31 protein-coding genes and 1 riboswitch are annotated in these 26222 nt (G+C 72.2%); of the genes, 17 read left to right on the top strand and 14 right to left on the bottom strand.

What is annotated here, in order from left to right:
• The first annotated feature begins 131 nt into the window (after positions 1 to 131).
• The gene (locus E1289_RS20755) at positions 132 to 716 is read left to right on the top strand and encodes a sigma-70 family RNA polymerase sigma factor (RefSeq protein ID WP_131982627.1); all 585 of its coding nucleotides are present in this window, start codon (positions 132 to 134) and stop codon (positions 714 to 716) included.
• Positions 717 to 823: 107 nt separating this feature from the next.
• On the opposite strand, the gene E1289_RS20750 is transcribed toward E1289_RS20755, so the two are convergent.
• From E1289_RS20750 to E1289_RS20740, 3 genes are all read right to left on the bottom strand, one after another.
• Complete coding sequence (locus tag E1289_RS20750; RefSeq protein WP_207929061.1) at positions 824 to 1210, bottom strand: hypothetical protein; 387 nt, start codon at positions 1208 to 1210, stop codon at positions 824 to 826.
• A 201-nt stretch (positions 1211 to 1411) separates the two neighbouring features.
• Entirely contained in the window at positions 1412 to 2620 is a 1209-nt protein-coding gene (locus E1289_RS20745; RefSeq protein WP_131982607.1) for a ferritin-like domain-containing protein, read from the bottom strand.
• Complete coding sequence (locus E1289_RS20740) at positions 2617 to 3024, bottom strand: PhnD/SsuA/transferrin family substrate-binding protein (RefSeq protein ID WP_131982605.1); 408 nt, start codon at positions 3022 to 3024, stop codon at positions 2617 to 2619. The genes E1289_RS20745 and E1289_RS20740 overlap by 4 nt, the downstream gene beginning before the upstream one ends.
• A 201-nt stretch (positions 3025 to 3225) precedes the next feature.
• Between E1289_RS20740 and E1289_RS20735 the strand changes: the two genes are divergently transcribed.
• Together E1289_RS20735 and E1289_RS20730 are read left to right on the top strand one after the other, a co-directional pair.
• Positions 3226 to 3822, top strand: coding sequence for a PadR family transcriptional regulator (locus tag E1289_RS20735; RefSeq protein WP_131982603.1), 597 nt, complete (start codon positions 3226 to 3228; stop codon positions 3820 to 3822).
• Positions 3819 to 5039 (top strand): FAD-dependent monooxygenase, encoded by a 1221-nt coding sequence (locus tag E1289_RS20730; RefSeq protein ID WP_131982601.1) that lies wholly within the window; start codon positions 3819 to 3821, stop codon positions 5037 to 5039. Before E1289_RS20735 ends, E1289_RS20730 begins: the two co-directional genes overlap by 4 nt.
• 24 nt (positions 5040 to 5063) lie before the next feature.
• On the opposite strand, the gene E1289_RS20725 is transcribed toward E1289_RS20730, so the two are convergent.
• The gene (locus E1289_RS20725) at positions 5064 to 5894 is read right to left on the bottom strand and encodes an MBL fold metallo-hydrolase (protein ID WP_131982599.1); all 831 of its coding nucleotides are present in this window, start codon (positions 5892 to 5894) and stop codon (positions 5064 to 5066) included.
• Between the two features lie 152 nt (positions 5895 to 6046).
• Between E1289_RS20725 and E1289_RS20720 the strand changes: the two genes are divergently transcribed.
• The 5 genes from E1289_RS20720 to E1289_RS20700 all read left to right on the top strand — a co-directional run bounded on the left by E1289_RS20720 (position 6047) and on the right by E1289_RS20700 (position 9441).
• Positions 6047 to 6874, top strand: coding sequence for an SAM-dependent methyltransferase (locus E1289_RS20720; protein ID WP_131982597.1), 828 nt, complete (start codon positions 6047 to 6049; stop codon positions 6872 to 6874).
• A 90-nt stretch (positions 6875 to 6964) separates the two neighbouring features.
• Positions 6965 to 7180 (top strand): DUF397 domain-containing protein, encoded by a 216-nt coding sequence (locus E1289_RS20715; RefSeq protein ID WP_243712996.1) that lies wholly within the window; start codon positions 6965 to 6967, stop codon positions 7178 to 7180.
• 71 nt (positions 7181 to 7251) lie between these two features.
• Positions 7252 to 8094, top strand: coding sequence for a helix-turn-helix transcriptional regulator (locus E1289_RS20710; RefSeq protein WP_165970557.1), 843 nt, complete (start codon positions 7252 to 7254; stop codon positions 8092 to 8094).
• Positions 8095 to 8123: 29 nt separating this feature from the next.
• Positions 8124 to 8321, top strand: a complete 198-nt coding sequence (locus E1289_RS20705) for a DUF397 domain-containing protein (RefSeq protein ID WP_131982593.1) — start codon at positions 8124 to 8126, stop codon at positions 8319 to 8321.
• A 343-nt stretch (positions 8322 to 8664) separates the two neighbouring features.
• A complete protein-coding gene (locus E1289_RS20700; protein ID WP_131982591.1) occupies positions 8665 to 9441 on the top strand; it encodes a hypothetical protein in 777 nt (258 codons plus the stop codon).
• A 64-nt stretch (positions 9442 to 9505) separates the two neighbouring features.
• Here E1289_RS20700 and metE read toward each other — a convergent pair whose 3' ends face one another.
• A complete protein-coding gene (metE, locus tag E1289_RS20695; RefSeq protein WP_131982589.1) occupies positions 9506 to 11764 on the bottom strand; it encodes a 5-methyltetrahydropteroyltriglutamate--homocysteine S-methyltransferase in 2259 nt (752 codons plus the stop codon).
• Between the two features lie 142 nt (positions 11765 to 11906).
• Positions 11907 to 12125, bottom strand: a riboswitch (cobalamin riboswitch).
• A 54-nt stretch (positions 12126 to 12179) separates the two neighbouring features.
• On the bottom strand, positions 12180 to 12875 hold the full coding sequence (locus E1289_RS20690) for a histidine phosphatase family protein (protein WP_207929060.1): 696 nt from the start codon (positions 12873 to 12875) through the stop codon (positions 12180 to 12182).
• A 69-nt stretch (positions 12876 to 12944) separates the two neighbouring features.
• Here E1289_RS20690 and E1289_RS20685 point away from each other — a divergent pair, with 69 nt between their 5' ends.
• Positions 12945 to 13703 carry an SDR family oxidoreductase gene (locus E1289_RS20685; RefSeq protein ID WP_243712994.1) on the top strand — a complete coding sequence of 253 codons (759 nt, stop codon included), beginning with the start codon at positions 12945 to 12947 and terminating at the stop codon, positions 13701 to 13703.
• Positions 13704 to 13717: 14 nt separating this feature from the next.
• Here the strand turns inward: E1289_RS20685 and E1289_RS20680 are convergent, their stop codons facing one another.
• Positions 13718 to 14107 carry a VOC family protein gene (locus E1289_RS20680; protein WP_207929059.1) on the bottom strand — a complete coding sequence of 130 codons (390 nt, stop codon included), beginning with the start codon at positions 14105 to 14107 and terminating at the stop codon, positions 13718 to 13720.
• Positions 14108 to 14330: 223 nt separating this feature from the next.
• On the opposite strand from E1289_RS20680, the gene E1289_RS20675 reads away from it, so the two are divergent.
• The gene (locus E1289_RS20675; RefSeq protein ID WP_131982585.1) at positions 14331 to 14738 is read left to right on the top strand and encodes a YciI family protein; all 408 of its coding nucleotides are present in this window, start codon (positions 14331 to 14333) and stop codon (positions 14736 to 14738) included.
• An 8-nt stretch (positions 14739 to 14746) separates the two neighbouring features.
• Positions 14747 to 15892, top strand: a complete 1146-nt coding sequence (locus E1289_RS20670) for a DUF6596 domain-containing protein (RefSeq protein WP_131982617.1) — start codon at positions 14747 to 14749, stop codon at positions 15890 to 15892.
• Here E1289_RS20670 and E1289_RS20665 read toward each other — a convergent pair.
• A complete protein-coding gene (locus tag E1289_RS20665) occupies positions 15870 to 16763 on the bottom strand; it encodes a helix-turn-helix transcriptional regulator (RefSeq protein ID WP_131982583.1) in 894 nt (297 codons plus the stop codon). The genes E1289_RS20670 and E1289_RS20665 overlap by 23 nt on opposite strands.
• Positions 16764 to 16867: 104 nt before the next feature.
• On the opposite strand from E1289_RS20665, the gene E1289_RS20660 reads away from it, so the two are divergent.
• Positions 16868 to 17764 (top strand): aldo/keto reductase, encoded by an 897-nt coding sequence (locus E1289_RS20660; RefSeq protein WP_207929058.1) that lies wholly within the window; start codon positions 16868 to 16870, stop codon positions 17762 to 17764.
• Between the two features lie 93 nt (positions 17765 to 17857).
• Here E1289_RS20660 and E1289_RS20655 read toward each other — a convergent pair whose 3' ends face one another.
• The 3 genes from E1289_RS20655 to E1289_RS20645 form a co-directional block, all read right to left on the bottom strand.
• Positions 17858 to 18166, bottom strand: a complete 309-nt coding sequence (locus tag E1289_RS20655; RefSeq protein WP_131982581.1) for a hypothetical protein — start codon at positions 18164 to 18166, stop codon at positions 17858 to 17860.
• A gap of 56 nt (positions 18167 to 18222) precedes the next feature.
• Entirely contained in the window at positions 18223 to 19536 is a 1314-nt protein-coding gene (locus E1289_RS20650; RefSeq protein WP_131982579.1) for a phosphotransferase family protein, read from the bottom strand.
• A gap of 65 nt (positions 19537 to 19601) precedes the next feature.
• On the bottom strand, positions 19602 to 20225 hold the full coding sequence (locus tag E1289_RS20645) for a TetR/AcrR family transcriptional regulator (protein ID WP_131982577.1): 624 nt from the start codon (positions 20223 to 20225) through the stop codon (positions 19602 to 19604).
• Between the two features lie 143 nt (positions 20226 to 20368).
• Between E1289_RS20645 and E1289_RS20640 the strand changes: the two genes are divergently transcribed.
• The 4 genes from E1289_RS20640 to E1289_RS20625 all read left to right on the top strand — a co-directional run bounded on the left by E1289_RS20640 (position 20369) and on the right by E1289_RS20625 (position 22628).
• A complete protein-coding gene (locus E1289_RS20640; protein ID WP_131982575.1) occupies positions 20369 to 20950 on the top strand; it encodes a VOC family protein in 582 nt (193 codons plus the stop codon).
• Positions 20934 to 21575: a carboxymuconolactone decarboxylase family protein gene (locus E1289_RS20635; protein ID WP_131982573.1), complete on the top strand. Its 642-nt coding sequence runs from the start codon at positions 20934 to 20936 to the stop codon at positions 21573 to 21575. The genes E1289_RS20640 and E1289_RS20635 overlap by 17 nt, the downstream gene beginning before the upstream one ends.
• A gap of 117 nt (positions 21576 to 21692) precedes the next feature.
• The gene (locus E1289_RS20630; RefSeq protein WP_131982571.1) at positions 21693 to 22070 is read left to right on the top strand and encodes a hypothetical protein; all 378 of its coding nucleotides are present in this window, start codon (positions 21693 to 21695) and stop codon (positions 22068 to 22070) included.
• 120 nt (positions 22071 to 22190) lie between these two features.
• Positions 22191 to 22628 (top strand): ATP-binding protein, encoded by a 438-nt coding sequence (locus E1289_RS20625; protein WP_131982569.1) that lies wholly within the window; start codon positions 22191 to 22193, stop codon positions 22626 to 22628.
• 91 nt (positions 22629 to 22719) lie between these two features.
• Here the strand turns inward: E1289_RS20625 and E1289_RS20620 are convergent, their stop codons facing one another.
• The 3 genes from E1289_RS20620 to E1289_RS40165 all read right to left on the bottom strand — a co-directional run bounded on the left by E1289_RS20620 (position 22720) and on the right by E1289_RS40165 (position 24908).
• Positions 22720 to 23394 (bottom strand): choice-of-anchor P family protein, encoded by a 675-nt coding sequence (locus E1289_RS20620; protein WP_131982567.1) that lies wholly within the window; start codon positions 23392 to 23394, stop codon positions 22720 to 22722.
• 48 nt (positions 23395 to 23442) lie between these two features.
• The gene (locus tag E1289_RS20615) at positions 23443 to 24282 is read right to left on the bottom strand and encodes a L,D-transpeptidase (RefSeq protein ID WP_131982565.1); all 840 of its coding nucleotides are present in this window, start codon (positions 24280 to 24282) and stop codon (positions 23443 to 23445) included.
• A 152-nt stretch (positions 24283 to 24434) separates the two neighbouring features.
• Positions 24435 to 24908: a MarR family transcriptional regulator gene (locus E1289_RS40165; protein WP_131982563.1), complete on the bottom strand. Its 474-nt coding sequence runs from the start codon at positions 24906 to 24908 to the stop codon at positions 24435 to 24437.
• 111 nt (positions 24909 to 25019) lie between these two features.
• Between E1289_RS40165 and E1289_RS20605 the strand changes: the two genes are divergently transcribed.
• On the top strand, positions 25020 to 26183 hold the full coding sequence (locus E1289_RS20605; protein ID WP_131982561.1) for a PP2C family protein-serine/threonine phosphatase: 1164 nt from the start codon (positions 25020 to 25022) through the stop codon (positions 26181 to 26183).
• Positions 26184 to 26222 lie beyond the last annotated feature (39 nt).

Here is a 26222-nt window from a genome sequence, read left to right as displayed (position 1 = left end):
ACCTGATCGTTATCTGTGGTCTATATGGGGCATACGGAGCTTTTCAGGCTCCAGTGGGGGGATGACATGAACATTGCAGCTCGGAAGTCGCGGTCCGGTGTCCGGAGCGGCGGCGGGAGGGGCCCCTGATGATGCTGATGACGGACCCGGGGGCGGACCAGGATCGGCGCCGGTTCGAACGGGACGCGATGCCCTACATCGACCAGCTGTACGCCGCCGCGCTGCGCATGACCCGCAACCCCACGGACGCCGAGGACCTCGTCCAGGACACCTACGCCAGGGCCTACGCGTCGTTCCACCAGTTCAAGGAGGGGACCAACCTGAGGGCCTGGCTGTACCGCATCCTGACCAACAACTTCATCAACGAGTACCGCAAGCAGCGGCGGCGGCCCACCGAGGCGCCGGGCGAGGAGATCGAGGACTGGCAGCTCGCGGAGGCCGCCTCGCACACGCCGGGCGGCCTGAAGTCGGCCGAGACCACCGCGCTGGAACGACTCCCCGACTCCGAGGTCCGGCAGGCGCTCGCGGACTTGCCGGAGGAGTTCAGGCTGCCCGTCTACTTCGCCGACGTGGAGGGCTTCTCCTACAAGGAGATCGCGGAGATCATGGGCGTCCCGATCGGCACGGTCATGTCCCGGCTGCACCGGGGACGGCGCCGGCTGCGCACCCAACTGGAGGACTACGCCCGCGAGCACGGCTTCGCCGGAGTGTCATAGCAGTCCAGGCCCACTTCGCTCGGCCATCGCTTCGCGATCTTCCCGGGGTGGCTCGCCTCCTGCTTCGCCTCACCGGTCAGGTCACGCGCTCGCGTGCGTGGCCGGGATCAGGCGAGGGGAGGGGCGGCGGCGGTGATGGCGCGGGCTTGCGCGATCGCCTGGGCAGCCCAGGCGCTCGATTGCGGGCCGGGCGGGAACTGGGCGGTGTGGTGGAAGCCGGGGCCGGTCACGGAGATGGAGACGAACCCGAGGTAGCGGGTTTCCTTCATCAGCAGGAACAGCAGGCCCAGCAGGCAGAACCAGACGAACACGACGGTGAGGATGATGCCCGCCGTGGAGATGCTCTCGGTGACCTGGGTCGAGTCGTGCACGGTCCAGGTGGCGCCGTGCAGCGGATACTGCCCGTGGGGCAGGATCACGTGCGTGCTCGTCAGGGCCATGTCACCGATCTGCAGGAGGACGGGCTCGGCGCCGCTCTGAGGGTACGGGTACATCCACTCACCTCTACTCTCAAGGCAGCCACCCGCTGCACCGGGATCACCCCATGCTATTGCGGACCCCGGATCCGGGGCAGCCGTCCGGCCATGGCCGGTCACCGGACGTGCCATGACGGCGACGTCGCGCCCTCCACATGCGCCGCCCCGCATGCGCTGTCCCACTGCGCCGTCCCACTGCGCCGTCCCGCATGCGCCGCCCTACATGAAGTTGCGGGTGTGGAGCGCGGACAGCTCCGCGGCCTCGTCCTCGGGGAACCCGAGACGGACCAGCCGGCGCCTGCGGCCCTCGTCCATGTCGGCGTGGAGCCGCCGTACCCGGCGGTGGCCCTCCGCGATGGCGCGCGGCGTCCACTCCCCGGCGGCGAGGATCACCAGGGCGTCGAACACGTCCGCGTTCAGTCCCGCGGTGTCGCGCAGCGAGTCGTGGCGGCGTTCGACGGCGGACCGGAGCCGGGACCGCAGGCCCGGGTCGAGCGCGGCCTGGTGCTCCAGGTGGGCGACGCCGAACGCGACGTGCCGCGCCTCGTCCTGCCGGGCAAGCCGCGCCACCTGGCGCGTCACCGGGTCGGGCGCGTACCGGTCCAGGAAGGACAGCAGGCTGAGGAAGCTCCCCTCGCCGAGCACGGACAGCAGGAACGACGCGAGGGAGAAGTCCGGCTCCGACAGCAGCGACGCGAGCGAGGAGCGGCCGCCGGCGGAGGACGTGCCCAGCTCGCCGCCGCGGAGCAGGGCGCGCCGGGTGAAGACCTCGATGTGGCGCGCCTCGTCGGCGGCCTGCACCGCGAGAAGCTGCAGGACCTCCCGGAAGTGCGGGTGGACGCGGGCCAGCAGCCGGGCCGGTATCACCAGGGCCGCCTGCTCGTTCTCCACGAGGTAGGTCATCACCTGGACGACGGCCTTCTCGATCTCGCCGGGCAGGGAGAACTCGCTGTCCCAGGCGACGGCCGTCGCCGGGTCCCACTGGGCGGAGGCCGCGTGGGCGTAGAGCCTGGGGGCCAGATCCGCCCAGACGACGTCGCGGTCGTCCAGGTCGGCGGCGAGGTCGGGGCCGCCCGGTTCGACGAGCGCGCCCCGCGCGGCCAGCCCCCAGTGCCGGGCCGGCCGCCGCACGATGCCCGCCGGCGTGGGGCCGCCCGCGCGTTCGGCGCCCGCCCAGCGGTCGACGTCGGCGCGTCCCCGGATCACCCGGCCGCGCTCCGGCCCGGCGGTGCCCTCCCGGGGAGCCCAGCGGTGGCCCTCCTGGCGGCACCAGACGGCCAGGTGGACCTCCAGGGCCGGGGCCGAACCGACGACGGCCAGTTCCGCGCCCGGCGGGAGCCCCGCGAGCGCGCGGTTCAGCAGCAGATGGGCCCCCTCCTCGAAGCCGAGGACGCCGAGGTCCACGACCCCGTGCGCCGGGCCGCTCATGGCGCGTAGCCGACCGCCGTGATCAGGCCGGCCGCATCGTAGAAGCCCGCCTCGTCAACGGCGGTCTCCAGGGCGCCGTAGCCGGTGTCGCGGCCCTCCACCCATGCCTTGAGCCCCTCCAGTTCCAGCAGCGGACGCACCGCGGGGTCGGCGAAACTCATCGACAGCAGCAGCTCGGCGAACCTGTCCATGAGCACCGGGGGAGCGGAGTCGACGACGGTCATGTTGCAGTGGTCGTACGGCTCGGTCTGCGCGAGCACGCGCGTCCCGCCGGGCGGGAACACGTTCTCCCGGCCGAACAGCAGATGGTTCGCGTCGATCAGGCACGCCGCCGCGACCTTGCCCGCCGCCAGGGCGGCGGCCGCGGCGCGCTCCCCGCCGATGTGGTCGCCGTGCAGCCCCACACCCCCGCACGGTCGCCGTGCGTGCGGGGGATCTCGGGACCGGTCCAGGCGGGGTCCGGCCGCCGAACATGGGCACCATTCCCAAGTGCTTCCCGGCAAGCGCTCCCGGCGGAAAGGTGATCAAAAAGTCTCGTCGCGAGGCATATAGTTGACACTGACTATTTGGTCATGGATAGTTGGTTTCGGCTAAGGGAGGTTCGGGTGGAGAAGCGCCGCAAGGTGGGCAATCCGTTGGCACTGGCCGTGCTCGCCTGGCTGATGCTCGGGCCGATGCACCCGTACGAGCTGGCGCGCCGGCTGGAGGAGAGCGAGCAGGACCGCAACATCAAGTACAACCGCGGCTCGCTCTACATGGTGGTGAAGCAGCTGGCCAAGGCCGGGTTCATCGCCGAGCAGGAGACCGTCCGCGACACCCAGCGCCCCGAGCGCACCGTCTACGCGCTCACCCCGGAGGGGCGGGCGGAGCTGCACGACTGGCTGAGCGAGCTGGTCGCGCAGCCGCGGCACGAGTACCCGCACTTCGGGGTGGCGCTGTCGCTGCTGGCCGTGCTTCCCCCGGACGAGACCGTCCGGTTGCTGACCGCGCGGAACGCCGCCCTGACCGCCGAGATCGCCGAGATCCGCGGGCGGGTGGACGCCGCCATCGCGCAGGGCGTCGAGTGGGTGTTCCTCGTGGAGGAGCGCTACCGGGCCGCCCTGCTGGACGCCGAATCCGGTTTCGCCGCCGAGCTGATCGAGGCGATGCGCGACCCGGACCACATCCGCAAGTGGCACGAACAGTTTGGGAGCCGAACATGACCGCAGCGAGGACGGCCCTGGTCATCGGCGGCGGGATCGCCGGCCCGGCCACCGCCATGGCACTCCGGAAGGCCGGCGTCGAGGCGACGGTGTACGAGGCGTACCCGAGCTTGGCCGACGGCGTGGGCGTCACGCTCACCGTCGCGCCGAACGGGCTCGCCGCCCTGCGCGTCATCGGCGCGGAGGACGCCGTGCTCGGCATCGGCCAGCCGCTCACCCGCGCGCAGATGTACGACGGGCGCGGCGAGCGGCTCGGCGAGTTCCCGGGCCTGGCGGGGCTGCCGCCGAGCCGCGGGCTGTGGCGGGACGAGCTGTGCCGCGTGCTGCACGAGACGGCCGGGGCCCAGGGCGTCCGCGTCGAGTACGGCAAGCGGCTCGTCTCCGCCGAGGAGGGGCCGGACGCCGTCACCGCCCACTTCGAGGACGGCACCAGCGCGACCGCGGACGTGCTCGTCGGCGCGGACGGCATCCGCTCCACCGTCCGCACGCTGATCGACCCGCACGCCCCCGAGCCGGCGACGACGCGGCTGCTCAACTTCGGGGCGGCGGCGGACATCGCGGTCCCGGCCGACCGCGAGTCCTCGTACTTCGTGTTCGGCACCCGCGGCTTCTTCGGCTACTGGGTGCAGCCCGACGACCGCACCGCCTGGTTCGCGAACCTGCCCCATGACCGGCCGCTGTCGTCGGCGGAGGCGCGCGGGACGTCCAAGGCCGACTGGCTCGCGCGGCTGCGCGACCTGTACGCCGGCGACACGCCCTGCCGGGAGATCCTCGCGCACACCGACGCCGACGCCCTGGCCGTCCTCGGCTCGCTGGAGAACATGCCCAAGGTGCCGGCCTGGCACCGCGGGCGGATGGTGCTCGTCGGCGACTCCGCGCACGCGCCGTCGTCCAGTTCCGGGCAGGGCGCGTCGCAGGCCGTCGAGAGCGCGGTGCAGCTCGCCCGCTGCCTGCGCGACCTCCCCGACCCGCAGAGCGCCTTCACCGCCTACGAGCGGCTGCGCCGCGCACGGGCCGAGAAGGTCATCGACCGGGGCGACAAGACCAACAACAGCAAGACGATGGGCCCCGTCGCGAAGAAGATGATGAAGCTGATGATGCCGCTGATGATGAAGACGTTCCTCAACCCGGAGAGGACGCTCGGCCCGGAGCAGCGCTACACCATCGACTGGGACGCCCCGGCTACGTCCCGGAAAGTACCCGCACAGGGGCTCTAGAGGCCATAGGGCTATCTATAGGAGCTATAGGCCGTGGGTGAAGGTGTGCGTCCGGCCGCGTTCGACGAAGGTCACGTCTCCGGCCAGACCGCGCCGGTCGAGTTCCCGGCGGAAGTCGTCCAGTGAGGAACTGAACACGGGGTAGTCGTCGTAGTGGACGGGGACGGCATTCGCGGGACGGATCGTCTCCAGGAGGTCGGCGCCTTGGGCGGCGTCCATGGTGACGATGAGCCCGCAGGGCAGCTTCGTGCCGCCCAAATGGAGGATGGCCAGGTCGATCGTCGGATGGCGGCGGGCGATCTGCTGGATTCCGTCGTACATCAGGGTGTCGCCGGTGATGTAGAGGCGGAACTGGACGTCACCCGCCGCCGGGCCGAATTCCAGCAGGCTGCCCATCACCGGCGGCAGCAGCAGGCGGGCGGGGCCGGGTGCGTGCCGGCCGGGCAGCGACGTTACGCGCAGTTGTGCCCCGTCCTTCACGAGGGTGTGCGACTCCCACGTGCGGAGGCCGACCGCGTGGCGGAACCGGTGCAGGCCCTGGAGGCGGCGGGCGGCGTGCGGGGTGGTGACGATCGGCAGGCCCCGGTCGAGCTTGGCGCGGGCGACCCGGTCCCAGTGGTCGCCGTGCAGGTGGGAAAGGACGACGGCGTCCAGTCGCGGCAGTTCGTCGATGCGCAGCGCGGGGTCGGTGAGGCGGCGTGAGCTCAGCCCGTTCCCGAGGTAGGCGCGTTGCCCGCGGTGCAGGAAGTTCGGGTCGGTGAGCAGCGTGAACGGCCCGCAGCGCAGCAGTGCCGTCGCGTTGCCGATGAACTGCATCGTCAGCTGCCCGAGCGCGAGATTCGGCGCGGTTTTCATGGTCATTCCTCCCCGAGTGCGTCGATTGCCGGGTCATGCCCGCGGGAGAGGCGGTGATGCCCGCTGATGCCCGCCCCGTCCGAACCGTCGCAGGGAAAGGGGACATGTTTCATAATCCGTGCATCACAAGTTGCGGCGACGGAGGCGAGACGGTGAGCGAGACCGAGAAGGCGCCACCTGGCGTGGACATCACGATTCCCAGCCCGGCCCGGATGTACGACTACATCCTCGGCGGCACCGACAACTACGAGGTCGACCGCCAGGCGGTGGAAACGGTCCGCAAGCAGATGCCCGAGCTCGAGGACGCCGCGTGGGCGAACCGCGGATTCCTGCAGCGGGCCGTGCGGTGGCTGGCCCAGCAGGGCATCCGGCAGTTCATCGACATCGGCGCCGGGCTGCCGACGATGAACAACACCCACGACGCGGCGCAGGCCGTCGCGCCCGACGCGCGGGTGCTGTACGCCGACAACGATCCGCTGGTCACGGCGCATGCGAACCGGCTGCTGGCGGGCTCGTCCGGGACGGCCTTCATCACGGCGGACTTCCGGGACCCGGAGGGGCTGCTCGGGCACGAGGTGACCCGGGCGACGATCGACTTCACGCAGCCGGTCGCGCTGCTGGCCGTGGCGCTGACCCACTTCGTGGCGGACGAGGACGACCCCTGGGGCCTCATCGGGCAGTACATGGACCGGCTGGTGCCCGGCAGCTACCTGGCGCTGTCCTCGATCACCAGCGACCGGCAGGTCGACAAGGCGGTCGGCACGGTCCGGGAGGTGTACTCGCGGTCCACGGCCGGTGCCATACCGCGGAGTCTCCGGGAGATCGAGCGCTTCTTCACGGGCCTGGAGGTCGTCCCGCCGTACGAGGGGGCCGCCGCGGGCCTCACCTACGTCGGCCTGTGGGGGGCCGAGGACCCGGAAGAGGCCGACAGTGATGGCTCTCGGTGGGGCTACTGCGCTGTGGCGAAGAAGACAGGGTGAATCAACAGGGTGAGGACAGCGTGAAGACAGGGTGCGGCCAGCGTGAAGACAGCGTGAAGACAGCGTGCGCACAGCGTGCGGGGAGGCGCGATGAGGAAGCCGACCGTGGCTGAGCTGGGCGTCGACCCGGACGCCCTGGACTGGAAGCGCTCGGGAACGGACGAGGGCGCCATCGAAGTCGCTTTTGTCAATGAATGGACACTTCTGCGCACATCAGGGCAGCTCATCTCGGTTTTCGACGAGCACGAGTGGGCCTGCTTCCTGGACGGCGTGAAGAACGGCGAGTTCGACCGTGCCGCGTCCTAGCCGAAATCTGTGATTCACAAATTCGGAAGGCGTATGATGATGCCTGCCGCGTGTCAAGGGAGGTGGTTCCGGTGAGCGAGGCTTACGGGGCCACCATCGCGAAGCGGAGCCTGGCGCGCCGCCTCCGGGAACTGCGCGTCGAGGCGGGATACACCGCCAACCAGGTGTGCGACAGGCTGAACTGGGGCCGGGGCAAGGTCGGGCGGTTCGAGGCCAACAACTGGGTGCGGCCCGAGCTGAGCGACATCCGCGACCTGGCCCGCATCTACGCGGGAAGCGACCTCGCCGAGCTGGAGGAACTGGCCGGCCGGGCGCGGCAGCGGGCCTGGTGGCGCGAGTACTCCGACGTGTTCGAGAACGAGTTCCCCGGCTACGAGGGCGACGCGCGGGAGATCCGGGTGATCATGCCGCTGGTCCTGCCGGGGCTGCTGCAGACCCTCCCGTACATGCAGGCCCTGCTCGCGTCCGGGTCGAAGCCGCCGGAGTGGCGGGAGCGGGCGCTGCGGGCGCGGCTGCGGCGGCAGCAGACCCTGGAACGCGACGACGGCACCGCGCCGGAGCTGATCGCGGTGCTCACCGAGGCGTCGCTGCTGTACGAGTGGGGCGACGCGGGCGACCGCCGCGCCCAGCTGCGCCACCTGCTCGGCATGGGTGCGCGTGCCAACGTCGAGCTACGGCTGCTGCGCCTGTCGGACGGCCTGCACCCCGGCATGGCGACCCTGGTCAACATCTTCCGCTTCCCCGGCGGGGAGCCGTCCATGGTCTTCCTTGAGAACGACGCCGACATCCAGGAGATCGACACCCCCGGAAAAGTGGAGGCCTATGACCGCATCTTCGAGCAGATCCGCGCGGCGGCGCTGAGTCCCGCCGACACCGCGGAGCACCTGGAGAAAATGATCGCGACGCTGGAGTAGGACCGGAGTAGGACCGGAGTAGGAGCGGTATGGACCTCTCTCAGGCACGGTGGTTCAAGGCCACCGCCAGTGCGAGCAGCAACGGAGGCTGCGTCGAGGTCGCCGACCTCGAGACGGCCACGGGGCTGCGCGACAGCAGGACGCCCGAGGCCGGGGCGCACGTCGTGGCCCGGCCCGTGTTCGCCTCGTTCCTCGAGGACGTGCGGGCGGGTCGCTACGACCGCTGATCGGGCCGCACACCAGGTCCCCCAGGGCTGCACCCCTGGGGGACCTTCATGTGTGCGGCCCTCTCTCAGGCGTCTCCACGCTACTGCGCCGGCGCCGGCCGGTCTCTCCTCCGTCCGGTACACGCCCACCGCGCCGGGCGGAGACGTGTTTTGTATGGCTTCAGGCGTATTTGAGACCGTCTCGATCGTGCTCGGACGAGCTTCGTGGTGTGCCACGTCCCACGGCCTCCGGTGTGTCAAGCTTGGATCTGTGAATCACACATAGCGACTCGCGAAACATGAGAGCTCATGTCGCGATTGCCGGAATTGCGAATGGCTCCGCGAACTCTTGAGGGTGGGCGTCATGACGGAGACCGCGGCGGCTCGCGGAATTCCCTGGAGGCTTGAGAACGGCGGCTGCGCGGCACTCCCACTACCGGGCGACGAGACCATCGCGGCCGTGGCGCGGGCACACGTCGCGGGTCTGCTGCCCGCACTCGGGCTGTCGGGCGAGAACGTCGACGACGTGACCCTCATGGTCAGCGAACTCGCCACCAACGTCCTCGACCACGCCACCCCCGGGGAAGGGGCGCGCTCCGCCGAACTCTGGGTCTACCGGCGGAGCGACGGACGCGGCCATGACGAGCTGGTCGTCAAGGCGTTCGACACGCTCCGGGAATGGCGCGGGCACCCGGGCGGCCCCGGCCGGATGCGCGAGCGCGGCCGCGGCCTGGAGATCATCGACATCCTCACCGAGGGGCGCTGGGGGCACCACCCGACCCGGTCCCGCCTCAGCTCGCCGGCCGCCCGCGGCAAGGCCACCTGGTTCGCCCTCCCCATCCCGCGCACCCGCATCGCCCGCGGCCGCCGCCACGTCCGGACGCCGAACGGCCCGGCACAGGCCGCGAAGGTCCTGCACACACTGCTCGTCCAGCGCGGCATCGACCGCTTCTCGCTCGGGCACGAACCCGGGGCCTCCGTCCTGACCTGCGACGATCTGTCGGTGCGGTGCGAGGACGAGACGTTCCGCTGGCACGCCCGCGCCGGGGAGGCCGGCGAACTCCCGGTCACCGACATCACCGAGGTCGGCGAGCAGATCGTCCGGCTCTGCGAGGCGATGGACGACGTCCACGTGGTCTGACCGTACGGGGGGGACGGTCAGACCACGTGGCACCCTCACCGGCGGCCCGGGGCCTACCCCGGCCTCAGCCGGTCACGTCCTCCCGGACGCGCCGCGCCGCCGCCACCAGGTTCCGCAGCGACGCCTCCGTCTCCGGGTAGCCGCGGGTCTTCAGCCCGCAGTCGGGGTTGACCCACAGCCGCGCCGGCTCGACGGCCCGCAGCGCGCGCCGCAGGTTCTCCTCCATCTCGCCCGCGGCGGGGACGCGGGGCGAGTGGATGTCCCACACGCCGGGCCCGATGCCGTTCGCGTACCCGGCGGCGCGCAGGTCGCCGACCAGCTCCATGTGCGAGCGGGCCGCCTCCACGCTGGTGACGTCGGCGTCCAGCGCCCCGATCGCGCCGATGATCTCGCCGAACTCCGAGTAGCACATGTGCGTGTGGATCTGGGTGGTGTCGGCGACGCCCGACGTGGCCAGCCGGAACGCGCCGACCGCCCAGTCCAGGTAGCCGGGCCGCTCGGCGTCGCGCAGCGGTAGCAGCTCACGCAGCGCGGGCTCGTCGACCTGGATGATCCGGATCCCGGCCGCCTCCAGGTCGGCGATCTCGTCCCGCAGGGCCAGCGCGACCTGCCGGGCCGTCTCCGCGAGCGGCTGGTCGTCGCGGACGAACGACCACGCGAGCATCGTCACCGGGCCGGTCAGCATCCCCTTGACCGGCCTGCTCGTCAGCGACTGCGCGTACGTCGCCCACTCCACGGTCATCGGCCGGGGACGCGCGACGTCGCTGTGCAGGATCGGCGGGCGGACGTAACGCGACCCGTACGACTGCACCCACCCGTGCTCGGTCGCGGCGTACCCGTCGAGCTGCTCGGCGAAGTACTGAACCATGTCGTTGCGCTCCGGCTCGCCGTGCACGAGGACGTCGAGCCCGAGGTCCTCCTGGAGCGCGATGACGCGGGCGATCTCGTCCTTCATCGCCCGCTCGTAGTCCGCCTCGGTGATCCGCCCGGCACGGCGGTCGGCGCGGGCGCGGCGGATCTCGGGCGTCTGCGGGAACGAGCCGATCGTGGTCGTGGCGAGTTCGGGCAGGCCGAGCGCGTCCCGCTGGGCGGTGAACCGGGTACCGCGGTCGCCGCGCCGGGTGTCGCCGATCGAGTCCAGCCGCTCCCGGACGGCCCGGTCGATCCCCGCGGCGGCGGGGGCCTCCGCCGGGGCCTGGACGTCCTCCTTCAGGGCGCGCCCGACCGCGATGACCTCGGCGACCTTCTGCCGGGCGAACGCGAGCCGTCCCCGGACGTCCGGGTCGAGCGCGGTCTCGGCGTCCAGGTCGATCGGGACGTGCAGCAGCGAGCAGGACGTGCTCACCACCAGCCGGTCGACGAGCCCGAGCAGCGAGGCGCACGTCGCCCTTGCCCGGCGCTGGTCGGTGCGCCACACGTTGCGGCCGTCCACCACGCCCGCCACGAGCGTCTTGCGCGGGAGCCCGCCGACGGAGGCGAGGACGTCGAGGTTGCCGGGCCCGGCGACGAAGTCCAGCGCGACGGCCTCGACGCGGCTGCGGGACAGCCGCTGCAACGCGGCGGTGCCGATCGTGCCGAAGTACGCGGCGACCATCAGGCGGGGCCTGCTCGTCAGCCGCCCGAGCCGCGTGTAGGCGCGGGCGAGGGCGTCGATCTCCTCCTCGGTGCGGTCGGCGACGAGGGCGGGCTCGTCCAGCTGCACCCACGCCGCCCCCGACCCGGCCAGGCGCTCCAGGACCTCGGCGTACACGTCGACGAGCCCGTCGAGGAGGTCGAGCGGGCGGAAGCCCTCCGGCGCGTCCGGCGACGGCTTCGCCAGCAGCAGGTACGTGAGCGGCCCGACGAGCACCGGACGCGTCTCGAAGCCGAGCGCCTTGGCCTCCCGGTACTCGGCCAGCGGCTTCGCGGCGGCGCCGTCCGCCAGCCGGAACCGGGTCTCCGGCCCCAGCTCCGGCACGATGTAGTGGTAGTTGGTGTCGAACCACTTGGTCATTTCGAGGGGCGGGACGTCCTGCACTCCGCGCGCCATGGCGAAGTAGCGGTCGAACCCGGTCAGGTGCCGGTACCGGCCGGGGACCGCGTCGACCAGCACGCTCGTGTCGAGGACCTGGTCGTAGAAGGAGAACGTGTTCGACGGGATCGCGTCCAGCCCGGCGTCCCGCAGCTCGTTCCAGACCGCCGCGCGCAGGTCGGCGCCGGTCTTGGCGAGCGCGTCGGCGTCCGCGCGTCCCGCCCAGTAGTCCTCGGTGGCGAACTTCAGCTCCCGGCGCGCCCCGATACGGGGATATCCGAGGATCGTGGTGTTCACGGCGCCCGTGTTCATGGCGCCTGTGTTCGTAGCTCCCGGGTTCATAGGGGCTGTGCTCATGGCGGCTTCCCTCGCTGTGCCACGGGCGGCCCGCAGGAGGAGTGCGCACGATGCCGTGCCGCAGACCTTCCCACGAGGCCGCAGACCGCCGCGTACCGGCCGGTACACGGGCGGAGGCAGGTCTTCGGACTCGCGGGCACCGCCTCTTCCGAGGCGTCCTACTGGCCGTCGCTTCCCAGGCCGGGTGGCCCAGTGCGTGGTGACGGCGGTCGTTCCCACTCACCGCTGCGGGGCAGTCCCGGATTCGCACCGGGTTCCCTCTTACGACACCCGCGCCCTCACGGGGCCCGGGTGAACCATCCGCACGAAGGAGTCTAACCCCCGCCCGTGAACCGGCCCCGGCGCCTGGTCGAAGCGCGCCTAAGCGCGCCTAGTCGAAGCGCGCGGGCGACGCGACCCCGGGCGCCGCGAACGTCTCGGCGAGGTGCATCGTCGCCCCGGCGACGACCCGCCACCCGTACGACCCGCTGGGGCGCCACAGCTCGACGATCGAGCAGTTGGGCACGTCGTACAGCCCCTGGAAGTCGCGGAAGGCCCGCATCGCGGCGGCGTCGGGGGCGGTGACCCCGCTCAGCAGCGACCACACGACCGCCTTCGTGAAGACGCCGTGCGTGAACACCGCGATCGGGCCGTCCGCGGGACGCTCGGCCAGGCGGTCGAGGAAGGCGCGGGCGCGCGTGATGAGCGCCCGGAAGGACTCCCCGTCGTGGCCGTTGACGTAACCGGGGTCGAGCCGCTGCCAGTAGTCGTCGGCGAAGGGCCGCCGCTGCTCCCCGGTGGTCTGCGCGCTGTGGAACCGGCCCAGGAAGGTGAACTCCTGGACGGGCCACTCCTCGTACGGCACCTCGGGGAACCGCTCGACGGTCGGCTCCGCGGTCTGCCGGGCGCGGAGGAACGGGGAACTGACGATGAGGGCGGGCGCCTCGGTGAACGTCGCGGCCATCCGCGCGGCCTGCCGCCGCCCCCGCTCGGTCAGCGGCGACGCCCCCGGCCCGTTGGTCGGCAGTCCCGCGTTCGACTCGCTCTGCCCATGCCTGATCAGCCACACCCGCCGCACCGTGATCACGCCGACAGACTGACACAGGGCCGCCGCGGCACGGAAGATCGGAGGAACCGTACGGGAAGAGGGGCGATAGTGAGCGAGTCCTATGTGGTGACCGGTGGCGGACGCGGCGTCGGCCGGGCCATCGTCGAACGACTGCTGGCCGGCGGCGGGAAGGTCGTCGTCATCGAGCTGGACCCGGCCGCGGTCGAGTGGACCCATGACCACCCCGACGTGACCTCGGTCGTGGGCGACGCCGCGGACCAGAGCGTCGCGGACCGGGCCGCCGACTTGGCGCAGGAAGCGGGGACGCTCGCGGGCTGGGTCAACAACGCCGCCGTCTTCCGCGACGTGGCGGACCCGTCCGCGACCGAACTCCTCGACCTGATCGCGCTGAACTTCCACCCCGCCGTGATCGGCTGCGTGACGGCCGTGCGCCGCTTCCGGGACGCCGGGACGGGCGGCGCCATCGTGAACGTGTCGTCCCACCAGGCGCAGCGGCCGGTGCGCGGCTCCCTGCCGTACGCGACGGCGAAGGCGGCCACCGAGGCCCTCACCCGCGCCCTGGCCGTCGACCACGGCCCGCACGGCATCCGGACCAACGCCGTGGCGCTCGGCTCGATCACGACCGAACGGTACGAGACCTTCCTCGGCCGCCAGACCCCGGCGGAGGCCGCGCGCATCGAGCACGAGATGCGCCTGCTCCACCCGGCCGGCCGGGTCGGCCGCCCGGACGAGGTGGCCGCCGCCGTCGCCTACCTGCTCTCGGCCGAGGCGAGCTTCGTCAACGGCGCCGTCCTCCCCGTGGACGGCGGCCGCCACGCCGTGGGCCGCGACCCCGAAGAAGCCTGAGGCCGAGCCCGGGGTCAGGCGGCGGTGGCGACCTTCCACAGGTGGCCGTCCGGGTCGCTGAAGTGGCCGGAGTACCCGCCCCATTCGGCGGCGGCCGCAGCCTTGACGATCGTGGCGCCGGCGGTCTCCGCGGTCTGGAGGACGTCGTCCACCTCTTCCCTGGAGCCGGTGATGAAATGGAACGAGGTGCCGCGGAAGCCCGAGCCCTCGGGGTCGACGCCGGCGTCACCCGCTACCTCGTCCCACTCGTAGAGGGCCAGTTCCGAGGAACCGTCGCCGAGGCTGCACCTGACGAAACCGGGATAGTCCTGCTCGACCTTGCATCCCAGTGCGTCGACGTAGAAGCTCTTGGCCCTGTCGACGTCCTTGACGCCGAGCATGATGACGCTCACCTGCAATGACACGGGTTCTCTCCTTTGGTCACACCTGCTGTCCGCGTTCCCTCACGCTAGGACGGCCGGTGAGCGCGGTGCTTCTCGGTTCCTGCTCGGACGACGTCCGGGCACGGGCAGCATGGGCCGCGGGTGCGGGAAAGATTCTTGGTGGCGATGTCGAGAACCGGGGGCGGGCGTCGTCCCCGGTGTGACCGCGACGACATGGGTCGCACGAACACCGAGGAGACACACGATGGCCAAGTACCTGCTGCTGAAGCACTACCGCGGCGCCCCGGCGGCGGTCAACGACGTGCCGATGGACAAGTGGACGCCGGAGGAGATCTCCGCCCACATCCAGTACATGGCGGACTTCGCGACCCGGCTGGAGCAGACCGGCGAGTTCGTCGACGAGCGGGCGCTCGCGCCCGAGGGGACGTGGGTCCGGTACGACGGTGAGGGCCGCCCGCCCGTCACCGACGGGCCGTTCGCCGAGACCAAGGACCTCATCGCCGGGTGGATGGTGATCGACGTGGACAGCTACGAGCGGGCGCTGGAGCTGGCGGCGGAGCTGTCGGCCGCGCCCGGCGCGGGCGGCAAGCCGATCCACGAGTGGCTGGAGCTGCGCCCGATCTTCACGCAGCCGCCTACCATCAACGAGTGACCTTCCAGGTGGACGAGGTACTGCTGCGCAGCCTCACACCGCACGTCCTGGCGATCCTCGTCCGCCGCGGAGCCGACTTCGCGGCGGCCGAGGACGCCGTCCAGGACGCCCTGGTGGAGGCGATCCGGGTCTGGCCGGACGACGAGCCCCGCGATCCCAAGGGCTGGCTGATCACCGTGGCCTGGCGCAAGTTCCTCGACGCGACCAAGGCGGAGACCGCACGCCGCCGCCGGGAGGACGTGGTCGAGGAGGAGCCGCCGCCCGGCCCCGCGTCCGGCGTGGACGACACGCTCCAGCTCTACTTCCTGTGCGCGCACCCGTCGCTGACGCCGTCGTCGGCGGTCGCGCTCACGCTGCGCGCCGTCGGCGGGCTGACCACCCGGCAGATCGCCCAGGCGTACCTGGTGCCCGAGGCGACCATGGCGCAGCGCATCAGCCGGGCCAAACGCACCGTCTCCGGCGTGCGCTTCGACCGGCCCGGCGACGTCGCCACCGTGCTGCGCGTCCTCTACCTGGTGTTCAACGAGGGCTACTCCGGCGACGTCGACCTGGCCGCCGAGGCGATCCGGCTCACCCGGCAGCTCGCCGCGATGGTCGACCACCCCGAGGTGGCGGGGCTGCTCGCCCTCATGCTGATCCACCACGCCCGGCGCGCCGCCCGCACCGCCCCCGGCGGCAGCCTCGTGCCGCTCGCCGAGCAGGACCGGGCCCGCTGGGACACCGGCCTGATCGCCGAGGGCATCGAGATCCTCCAGGCGGCCCTGGCCCGCGACCGGCTGGGCGAGTTCCAGGCCCAGGCCGCGATCGCCGCCCTCCACGCCGACGCGCTCACCGCCGAGGAGACCGACTGGGTGCAGATCGTCGAGTGGTACGACGAGCTCGTGCGGCTGACCGGCAGCCCGGTCGTCCGGCTCAACCGCGCGGTGGCCGTGGGCGAGGCCGACGGCCCCCGCGCCGGCCTGAAGGCCCTCGCGGAGCTGGACGCCTCCCTACCCCGCTACACCGCCGTGGCGGCGTACCTGCACGAACGCGACGGCGATCTGACGACGGCGGCGCGCCTGTACGCCGAGGCGGCCCACAAGGCCCCCAACCTCGCCGAACGCGACCACCTGACCCGCCAGGCCGCCCGCCTCAACGCGTCCCACCGGACCTGACGCCCGGCTCGGCGCGCGGAACGCCGTTTTCCTCGGCGTCCTGCGTCGCGGCCCACGTGCCGAGCAACCGCAGCGCCTCCGCGGAGTGCGATCCGGGTTCCGCCGCATAGGTGTAGAGCCAGCGCTCCCCGTCCTGGAACCGCAGCACCTCGACGTGCATGACGAGCTCACCGACGACGGGATGGCGGAATCGCTTGGGGCCGCGGCACCGCGTGTCGACATCGTGCTCGGCCCACCAGCTGCGGAACTCGGGACTGGCGACGGACAGTTCGCCGATCAGCGCGTGCAGCTCCCTGTCGCGCGGGTAGCGGCCCGCGGTCTCCCGCAGGACCCCGACGCTCACGCGTGCGTTCATCTCCCAGTCGGTCAGGAGATCGCGCGTCGACGGCCGCAGGAACAGCCAGCGCGGGTGGCTGCCCGCCGCGGACGGCAGCGGTTCGAGGCCCACCATTAGCGCCCGTCCCAGGCGGTTCATCGCGTGCACGTCTCCGCGCGAGTCGATGATGATCGCGGGGATCTTGAGGCTGTCGAGCATCGTCCGCATGCCCGCGTCGAGCGGCGCGACCCGCAGTTCGCCGGGCTCGGGCACCACGGTCGACCGGACGAGGTTGTGGAGGTGCAGCCGCTCCACCTCCGCCAGCCGCAACGCGCGGGCGATCGCGTCGAGCACCTGGTCGGACGGCTGCAGGTGGCGGCGGCCCTGCTCAAGGCGCGCGTAGTAGTCGAGGCTCACCCCGGCCAGCAGCGCGACCTCCTCGCGCCGCAGGCCCGGGACGCGGCGCCGGCCGCCGGTCTCGATGCCCACGTCCTCGGGGCGGACGCGCGCCCGCCGGGTGCGCAGGAACTCCCGCAGCTCACCGTTGTTGGCCATGCTCCAAAGGTTAGGTGCCGGATGCGCCGAGAAGGGTGGGTCTGTGCGTCCGAGGATGCCGCTGCCACTCGTAGTGCCGCCGCGTGGGCCCCCATAGTCGACGCATGACCACCATCACTCGGACATCGCCGCTCGGCGGCAGGATCGTGCGGCGCATCGGCTTCGGCGCGATGCAGCTCGCCGGCCCATGGGTGCTCGGCCCGCCCAAGGACCCGGCCGCGGCCCGCGCGGTGCTGCGCCGCGCCGTCGAGCTCGACGTCGACCACATCGACACCGCGCAGCCCTACGGTCCCGACGTCGTCAACGAACTCATCGCCGAGGTGCTGCACCCCTACCCGGACGACCTCGTCATCGCCACGAAGGTCGGCGGCGCCCGCGACGGGGAAGGCGGCTGGGTCCGGGCCTCCCGCCCGGAGCAGCTGCGGGCGACCGTGGAGCAGGACCTGCGCACCCTGCGGCTCGAACGAATCGACCTGGTGAACATGCGTTTCGGCGTGGGGGGCGCCGAGCCGGACCCCGTCCCGCTCGCCGAGCAACTCGGCGTCCTGACCGACCTGCGCGACGAGGGCAAGCTGGACCTCATCGGCCTCTCGACGGCCTCGGCCGACGTCGTCCGGGCCGCCCTTGAGATCACCCCGATCGCCGCGGTGCAGAACGCGTTCGGCATCGCGAACCGCACGGACGAGCCGGTCGTCGACCTCTGCCGCGAGCACGGCATCGCGTACGTCCCCTACTACCCGCTCGGCTCCGCGTTCACCGGCGGCCCGAAGGCGCTGGCCGCCGACCCGGTGATCGCCTCGGTGGCCGCCAAGCACCACGCCTCGGCGTCCCAGACGGCCCTCGCCTGGCTGCTGGCCCACTACGACCGCATGCTGCTGATCCCCGGCACGAGCTCGGTGGCCCACCTGGAAGAGAACCTCGCCGTCGACCGCATCCACCTGGACGACGAGGACCTCACCGCACTCGACCACGTCACCCCCGTCGGTGGTCCGAGCCTCTGAGGCCGTCCGCCGGATGGACGGCCTCCTGCTGGCGACCGAACTCGCCGCAGACCATCCGGCCGGAACGGGCGCGGGACGCAGCGAACGCGTCGGCTACTTGACGTCGAACTTGAGCGTTTCGCCCTCGATGGAGGTCACCCTGATCTTGGCCGCACCGACCCGCTCGCTGCGGCCCACGGCGATCCTGACCGGGGGCGAGTGATCGACGGTGAAGGTGGCCGAGTCGCCGGAGATTTCGGTGACCCTGACGTCCCAGTCCATGATGTCCAAGGTGTTGCCGGTCCCGGTCGTGGTCACGTGGCATTCGCCGTTTCTGCATGTGTGGCTGTTGACCTGGCAGCCGGTCAGCACGAGGGCGGCGCCGAGCACGAGGGCGGCCACGGCGTGAAGGGGACGGATCATTTTGCTCCTTACGGTGTGTTCAAACCATTTGACGCACCGCCAAGAGCTTCGGTTCTTCAGCCGGGGAGGGCGAGGTGGCCTGGGTTGGCCACGGTGAGTTTGTCGATGACGGAGGCGCGCACCGCGGCGACCACCTCGTCCTTTCGGTCGTCCAGGGCGCCTTCGCGGATGGCCTTCGCGAGGTCGGCGTCGGTAGCGCAGTCGAGTTTGCGGAGGCGCTCGCGGTGGGCGGCCCTGTGGGTCTCGGCCAGGAGGATCTCCCGGCGCGCTATACGGAGCGCGGACACGGCCACGCGGGCGTGGAAGCGGAGCCGGTCGTCGGGTTGCTCGGCCTCCGTGAGGTACGCGCCCACAACCTCGATCAGGGCGGACGCGTCGGGGCGGTCATGGGGCGGTGTCGCGGTGGCCTGGACGGTCTCCAGCGGGTCCTGGACGGTCATCGGTTCGGTCAGGCCGAGGGCCAGGAGGAGGTCGTGTTCCTGCTCGCAGACCCTCCGCCCCAGGGCGGCGAACTCGATGGACGGGTCCGTCCCGCTCAGGAAGCGCTCGGCCTGGAGGCGGCACAGGATCGTCCAGCGCAGCGTGCCGAAGACCTCCCACCAGCGGAGTTCTTCGGGGGTGGGCGGGGTGCCGCCCGCGGCGGCGTAGCCGGCGAGGAGGTCTTCGCGGGAGCCGAAGCCGCCGGCCGCGTGCGGTGAACCGAAGCGCCAGGCCTTCACGCAGAGCCAGCCGAGGTCCTCGGCCGGGTCGCCGAGGTGGGTGAGCTCCCAGTCGAGGACGCCCGTCACCCCGGTCGCGTCGATCATCAGGTTGCCGTTGCGGAAGTCGCCGTGCACGACCGTCCGGCGGCCGGACGCGGGCGGGCGGTGGTCCCGCAGCCAGCGCAGGGCGAGTTCGACGGCGGGCCGCGGCTCGTCGAAGTCCTCGTAGAACGCGACGAGGACGGCGAGCGGGTCCTCGTCGGGCAGGCCGGAAACGGGCGCCATCGTGTGCAGCCGCGCCAGGATGCCGCCGAGGTCGCGGGCGAGGCGGCCGCGCACCCGCGCGAACCGCTCGTCGCGCAGGAGCCGGCGGGGGATCGTCTCGCCGGACAGCCGCCCCATGATCAGGAAGGGGACGCCGGCCAGGTCGTCGCCGTGGTCGACCAGTTCGGGGACGGGGACGCCGGCGGCCGCGGCAGAGGCCAGCAGGGCGGCCTCCCGCGCCAGCGCGGTGGGGTCGATGGTCCCCGGCCGGTCGCGGCGCAGGATCAGCGGGCGGCCGTCCGCGTCGAACGACCAGGTCTCGCGGCTGGCGCCGCCCGACAGCCGGACGAGGTTCGACACGGCCGCGCCCAGGCGGGCGGTGAGCGCGGCGTCCAGCGTGCTCATGCGCCGGCCCTGCGCTGGGCGGCGAGCGGCGCGGGGGAGGGGGCGACGGCTTCCACGGGTCTCCTTCAGGTCGGCAGGCCGAGGGCTCGGACGGTGAGGGCGTCGAGGGTATCGAGGAGGCGTTCGGCATCCGCGTCGTCCCCCTGGACGAGCCACAGGTACAGCGAGTGGTCGACCATCGTGGCGAGCGCGCCGGCCGCCAGTTCGGGGTCGAGGTCGGACGGCACGAGGCCCGCCCGCTGCCAGTGCTCGATCGCCTTCGCCGACCGCGCCGCCGAGGCGGCCCGGTGCTTGCGCCGCAGCTCCTGGAACTCGCCGTTGAACGTCGCGACCTGCTCGATGATCGCCATCATCTTCGCGTTGCGCAGGTAGCCCGCGTAGTAGGCGCGGTTGGCGCGGCGGACGCGGTCGGCGGGGGACGGCCCGGCCGCCGGTTCGAGGGCGTGCTCGGTCATGTCCGCGAAGAGCCGGTCGGCGACCTCCAGGAACACCGCCTCCTTGGACGGGAAGTAGGTGTAGAAGGAGCCGTAGGCGACGCCGGCGTGCCGGGTGATGTGCGCGACGCGGGTCTCCAGGAACCCGCGCTCCTCGAACACCTCCCGCGCGGCGGCGAGGAGGCGCTCCCTGGTGCGGGCGCCGCGCTCGGTGCGCGGTGCCTGCTGCCCGCCCGGGGCGTCGCCGCTGCTCATGGCCGTGGTCCCTTCCGCCGGTCTTGACAATCGGATGTCCGGGGGAACAGTATCCGAGCATCGGAAAAGTTGATATGACTGTCAAGTCAACTGCGGGAGGCGGCCGCCGGGGCGCGACTTCGCTCCCGCGGTGAGGAGGTCTCATGACCGGCGGCAACACCGAGTTCGAGCTCGGTGGCATCAACCATCTGGCGCTCGTGTCGTCCGACATGAAGCGCACCATCGACTTCTACTCCGGCGTCCTCGGGATGCCGCTCGTCAAGACGCTGGACCTGCCGGCCGGCATGGGCCAGCACTTCTTCTTCGACTGCGGCGGCGGCGACTGCCTGGCGTTCTTCTGGTTCCCGGACGCGCCGGACCCCGTCCCCGGCATCTCCGCGCCCGCCGGCCGTCCCGAGCAGGGCGAGCTGCTGAGCGCGGTCGGCTCGATGAACCACGTGGCGTTCCACGTCCCCGTCGAGAAGTTCGAGGACTACCGGCGGCGGCTCAAGGAGAAGGGCGTCACCGTCAGCCCGATCCTGAACCACGACGACAGCCCGATGGGCCTTTCCCCGGACGTGAACGACGGCGTGTTCGTCCGCTCCTTCTACTTCCAGGACCCGGACGGGATCCTCCTCGAATTCGCCTGCTGGACGCGGACGTTCGACGAGTCCGACGTCTCCCACGAACCCAAGACCGCCGCCGACCGCACCACCCCGAAGGACGAGCATGCCGCGACTGCGTGAAGTGCCCCGCGCCGAGGTCACCGACGAGCTGATCCTCTTCTTCTACGACCACCTGTTCGCGCCGGACCGCGACCCGGCCGTCGACCACGGCACCGCCACCGGCTCGCCCGGCGACTGGTGGACGGTCTTCGCCCAGTCCCCGGACGTGTTCCGCCACGCGGTCAAGGGGTTCCAGCTCTACCGCAGCGCCGACCTCGACCCCGTCCTCCGCGAGCTCGGCCAGTGCCGGGCCGGGTGGGCGCGCGGCAGCCAGTTCGTCTTCTCGCAGCACTGCAAGCAGATGCGGGCGCTCGGCATGCCCGAGGAGAAGATCCAGGCGATCCCGCAGTGGCAGACCGCCGACTGCTACTCGCCGCTGGAGCGCGCCGTCCTCGCCTACACCGACGGCCTCGTCCTGGACGGCGGCCGCGTGGCCGACGGGATCTTCGACATTCTCAAGAGGCACCTCTCCGACAAGGAGATCCTCCAGCTCACCTACATCACCTGCATGTACGAGATGCACGCGACGATGTCGCGGGCGCTGCGGGTGGAGTTCGACGACCGCCCCGAGCCGGTCGTCGAGGTCGCGGCCCCCGAGGGCTACGGCGACCGCGACATCGCCGCCGACCTGACCGGCGGCGGCTGACACGCCCTCCGCGGCCCGTGCGCACCCGCCGACCGGATTCGGGAGCGGCCGGACGTCAGGCGGGTTTGGCGTCAGGCGGTCTTGACGTCAGGCGGTCTTGACGGTGATGCTGGGGGCATGGTCACTCCAGAGGGAATCGAGAAGGGCGTCACGCTGACGACGGCGGCGAGCCGGTACGACGAGCTGTGGCTGCGGGACGCGGTCGGGGACGCGCCGCTCCGGCGGGAGGAGGTGCTGGAGATGCTCGCGCTCGGGGAGGTGATCGCGCGGAAGGCGGTGTACGGGCGGCAGCTCGCGGTGCGGTCGGCGCGGTCGTCCGGGGCGTCGTGGGCGCAGATCGGCGCCGCGCTCGGGGTCAGCAAGCAGGCCGCGTGGGAGGCCCACGGGAGGTGGATCGACGACCAGGCGTCGCAGCACGAGCGCAGCGATTACCAGGGGTTGGACGAGGAGCAGGTGGAGGCGGCGCGGCGCCTCGCCGGGCGGGTCGACGACTAGCTCCCGACGCCGAAGTCGACCGCGGGAAAAGAAGCTGTGACCCTCGTTTTTCTGGTGGCTTGAGTTTCCGCAGGAGATCAGCGGGAAATCTGGCTGCTAGAGGGAACGGAGGCGAATGGCATGGAGGTCGTTCTCGAAATGACCCTGCCGAGGAACGCCGAGAGCGCTCCGATTGTGCGGCACACGCTCGATGCCTCGCTGCGCGGGCTCGGGGTCGCCTCGGAGATCCGTGCCGATATCGCGCTCGCCTTGGGTGAGGCGTGCGCGAATGTCATCCAGCACGCGGCCAACGCGAAAGAATACGAGGTCCGTGCGCGGATGGACGGGACGCGATGCGTCGTCGAGGTCATCGACGGGGGCGCGGCCGACGGTGCCCCGGTAATGGGTTTCGACGTGGCCGGCGGCGGAGCCGACTGGGGGAGCGAGCAGGCTCCGCCGCTGGCCGAGCACGGACGGGGGCTCCAGTTGATGCGGGCGTTCACGGAGGAACTGCACATCGCCGATCGCGTGCACCGGGAGGGCGCGATCGTGCATTTCGAGAAGTCGCTGGCGGTCTGACGGCGCCGGCCCGGCGGGAGGGTTCCCGCCGGGCCGTGCTGCCGGGATGCGGGTCGGCCGGTGCGGGCCGTTGCCGGTCGGCCGGTGCCGGTCAGCCGGTGACGGGCAGGTCGTGCTCGACCGGGGTCGGCGCGGGCGCGTCGGACGGCCTCTCGGCCGGGCCGGACGGCTTGCCGCAGGTCGCGGACGCGATCCGGACGGTCGCGGGCTTGCCCGGCAGCGGCAGCCGCAGCTCCATCGCGGTCACGGCGAGGCGGCCGTCGGCCATCCGCTCCTGCTTGTTGAGGGTCAGCGAGGTGCGCCCGAGGCCCTCCACGTCGACCGGGATCGTGGTGTTGGGCGGCGGGGAGGCGTCGAGGCGCTTGCCCGCGATGACGGCGCGGGCGAGGTGGGCCCCGCCCCTGCCGCCGTGGCACTTCGCGGTGACCGCGTCGGCCATGAGGTCCGCGGCCGGGACCGCGGCCTTCGCGACGGTCGAGCGGGCGCGGGCCGCGGACGCGCTGACGTCCAGCGCGGACGCCTTGACGAGGTCGGTGCTCTCCTCGCGCAGCAGGCTCTTGCGGACCGTTTCCGTGGTGGAGGAGACGGCGGGCACCGGCGGGACGGACACCGGCCCGGAGGCCGTCAGCCCGTACGCGGAACCCTCGCTCTGCGGGACGGCGCCCTGCGGGACGGCGGCGGCCAGGGCGGGCGCCGGGGCGGTGACGAGGCCGGTGGTGACGAGCCCGGCGGCGACGATGCCCCTGACGGCATGGCTGTAACGCATGAGTGTTTCTCCGATTTCCTTGAGATCTTGGGCGTACCTGGCCGGCGGTCAGCCGTTGATGAACACCAGGGATCCGAGCGGGACCCGTGACAGGGCCTTCAGCGCCGCGTCCGGTACCCGGACGCAGCCGTGCGTGACGGCCCTGCCGAACACGGAGGCGTCGGGCCAGCCGTGCAGCGCGACGGTGCCGGGACCGCCGCCGAAGGTGTCGAGGGTCGCCGAGTGGGTGCCGAGCGGCAGGACGATCGGGCTCGGGGCCTTCCTGTCCCGGGTGAGCGTGGCCATGAGGAACGTCCGCCCGGTGGGCGTCGGGGTCCGCGGACCGCCGATCGCGACCTTCCACCGGCCGACCTCCCGCATGGACCTGAGCAGCGTGAGCCTCCGCCCGGTGAGGTCGACACGGATCGTGTACGGGGTGCGCGCGGTCCGGATCCCCGTGCCGGAGATCCAGCCGGTGGCGCGGTTGGGGCGGCTCGGCAGCAGCACCCGCCGCCAGCTGCCCGAGGTCTCCACCACGGGGACCCACGTGGGGCCGCCCAGTTGCTCGGCGGGCAGGGTGGCGATGCGGCGCCCGTCCGGGCGGTCGAGCACGGGCACGGCCTTGGCCGGGTGCACGACCAGGCCGTCGGTGGCGCCGTCGGGTGCGGCGTCCTCGGGCGCGCCCTGGACGGTGGTGTACGTGGTCGCCTCGGGCACCTTGGCCGCACCGGCCCGCCCGCCCCGCTCCACTTGACCCGCCGGGCCGGTGGCCGCGCCCCCCTCCTTCGCCGCCGCCGTGCCCGGTGACGAGCCGCCGCATCCGCCGAGCAGCAGCGCGGCGGCCACCGCCGGGGCGAGCCCGGTGGTGACGGCGCGGCGGGAAAGCCGCGGGGGATTATTGGTCGCCATGAGCCGCGATATTAGCGGCGGGAACGGAGCGCGTAGCGGAAATGGCGAAGTTTTGCGCGGCGTCGGCCGCGGGAATGGCTATGTTTCCTGAACAACCCGGAGAATTTGGAGGGCCCCGACTCATCTGGCGAAACGGACCATTTCCCGTGAATTCAGGCGGGCAGCGAAATGGAGTCGCCGCCGGCGTCCGGGTTCGACGCGGCCCGCCGGAACTCCTCCAGCCCCCACAGCAGCGCGGCCCGCGCGGGCGCCGGCATCGAGGCCAGGATCCGGGCCAGATCCTCGCGCCGCCGGACCCGGAGGCGGTCGAGCAGCGCCTCCCCGTCGGGGCTGAGCCGCACCGTGACCTCGCGGCGGTCCCGCCCGTGGTCGCGGGTCAGCAGCCCGGACGCCTCCAGCCGGTCGCACAGCCGGCTCGCCGAGGACACCAGCGCGCCGAGCTCCTCCGCGAGCCGGCTCATGTTGACCGGGCCGCGCTCCACGATGAAGAGTGCGCGTAGCTGGGTCGAGGGAACGGGTACATCAGGGGAGTTGTGCGCACTGGACCAGACGCTCATCAGGGTCGAGGCGGCGTCGTCGAGCGCCGCCAAGGACTCCGCCGTCCCCTTACTCGACGTGTCCACCATGCCGTCCACTGTTACATAAGACGCCGTCCGGGGCATCCCGGCAGGGCACCATCCGGTGGGGCCGGACGGATGCCCCGGACGGCGGCACCCCCCCACCTGGCGAGGATCCCGATGCCTGACCAACCACCCGAAACGGATTTCGCGGCGATCGCGCGGGCCCTGTGGGCCGCCGCTCCGCACGAGCTGATCGACGTCGCGAGCAGGCTGGTCGAACGGCATGCGAACGGGGTCGACGCCGAGGTGCTGCTCATCGACTACCGGCAGGCGTATCTCGTCCGGACGCTTCCCGGCCGCGAGGACCTCCCGGTCGACAACACCGCGCCGGGCCGGGCGTTCGCCTCCCAGCGGATCGTCCGGGAAACGCCGGACCCGGACGGCGGCCGGCTCCTCCACCTGCCGTTGAGCGTGCAGGGCGAGCGGCAGGGGGTGCTGAGCGTCCGCCTCCTGGCCGACGACCCGCCCTGGCTGGAGGAGTTCGCCCGCGTCGCCGCCCGCGCGATGAAGATCGCGAACCAGGCCACGGACCTGTTCCGGCGGCTGCGGCGGCGGGGCAGGCTGACGGTCGCGGCCGAGATGCAGTGGGACCTGCTGCCCGCCCCGTCCTTCGACTCCGCCGAGTTCCGCTTCGCCGGGCAGCTCGAACCCGCCTACGCGGTGTGGGGCGACAACTTCGACTGGTCCGCGTCCGAGGACCGGCTCACGCTGACGGTCAGCAACGGCATGGGATCGGGGACGGAGGCGGCGGCGCTGACCGGCCTGGCGGTCAGCGCGCTGCGCAACGCGCGGCGGTCCGGCGCGGGCATCGCCGAGCAGGCCGCGCTGGCCGACCAGACCCTGTTCGCGCGGCACCGCGGCGAGCGGCACATGGAGACCCTCCTGCTGGAGTTCGAACTCGCCACCGGGCTGGTCCGGGTGGTCGACGCGGGCTCGCCGATCACCCTGCGCATGCGCGGCGGCGCCATCGACCGCATCGGGTTCGACGCGCAGATGCCGCTCGGGATGTTCGGCGACACCGGGTACGTCACCGAGGAGTTCGCCGCCGAGCCGGGGGACCGGCTGGTCGCCGTCAGCGACGGGGTGCACGATGCCCTGTCCCCGACGGGTGAGCGGTACGGGGAGCACGCACTGGCGCGTGCCTTGCGCCACACCCGGCTGCAGGAGCCGCCCGAGGCCGCCCGCACCATGATCCGGCACTTCCTCGCCCATCACGAGGGCGGCGAGCCGGTCGACGACGCGGTGATCGTCTGCGTCGACTGGGCCGGCCGGGACGGCTGACGGGAGCGAGACGGGCGGGAGACGGGCGGGAGACGGGCG

Origin of the sequence: Actinomadura sp. 6K520 (assembly GCF_004349245.1) — a bacterium.
Classification (GTDB): domain Bacteria; phylum Actinomycetota; class Actinomycetes; order Streptosporangiales; family Streptosporangiaceae; genus Spirillospora.
This window is presented reverse-complemented; position numbering and strand designations above follow the sequence as displayed.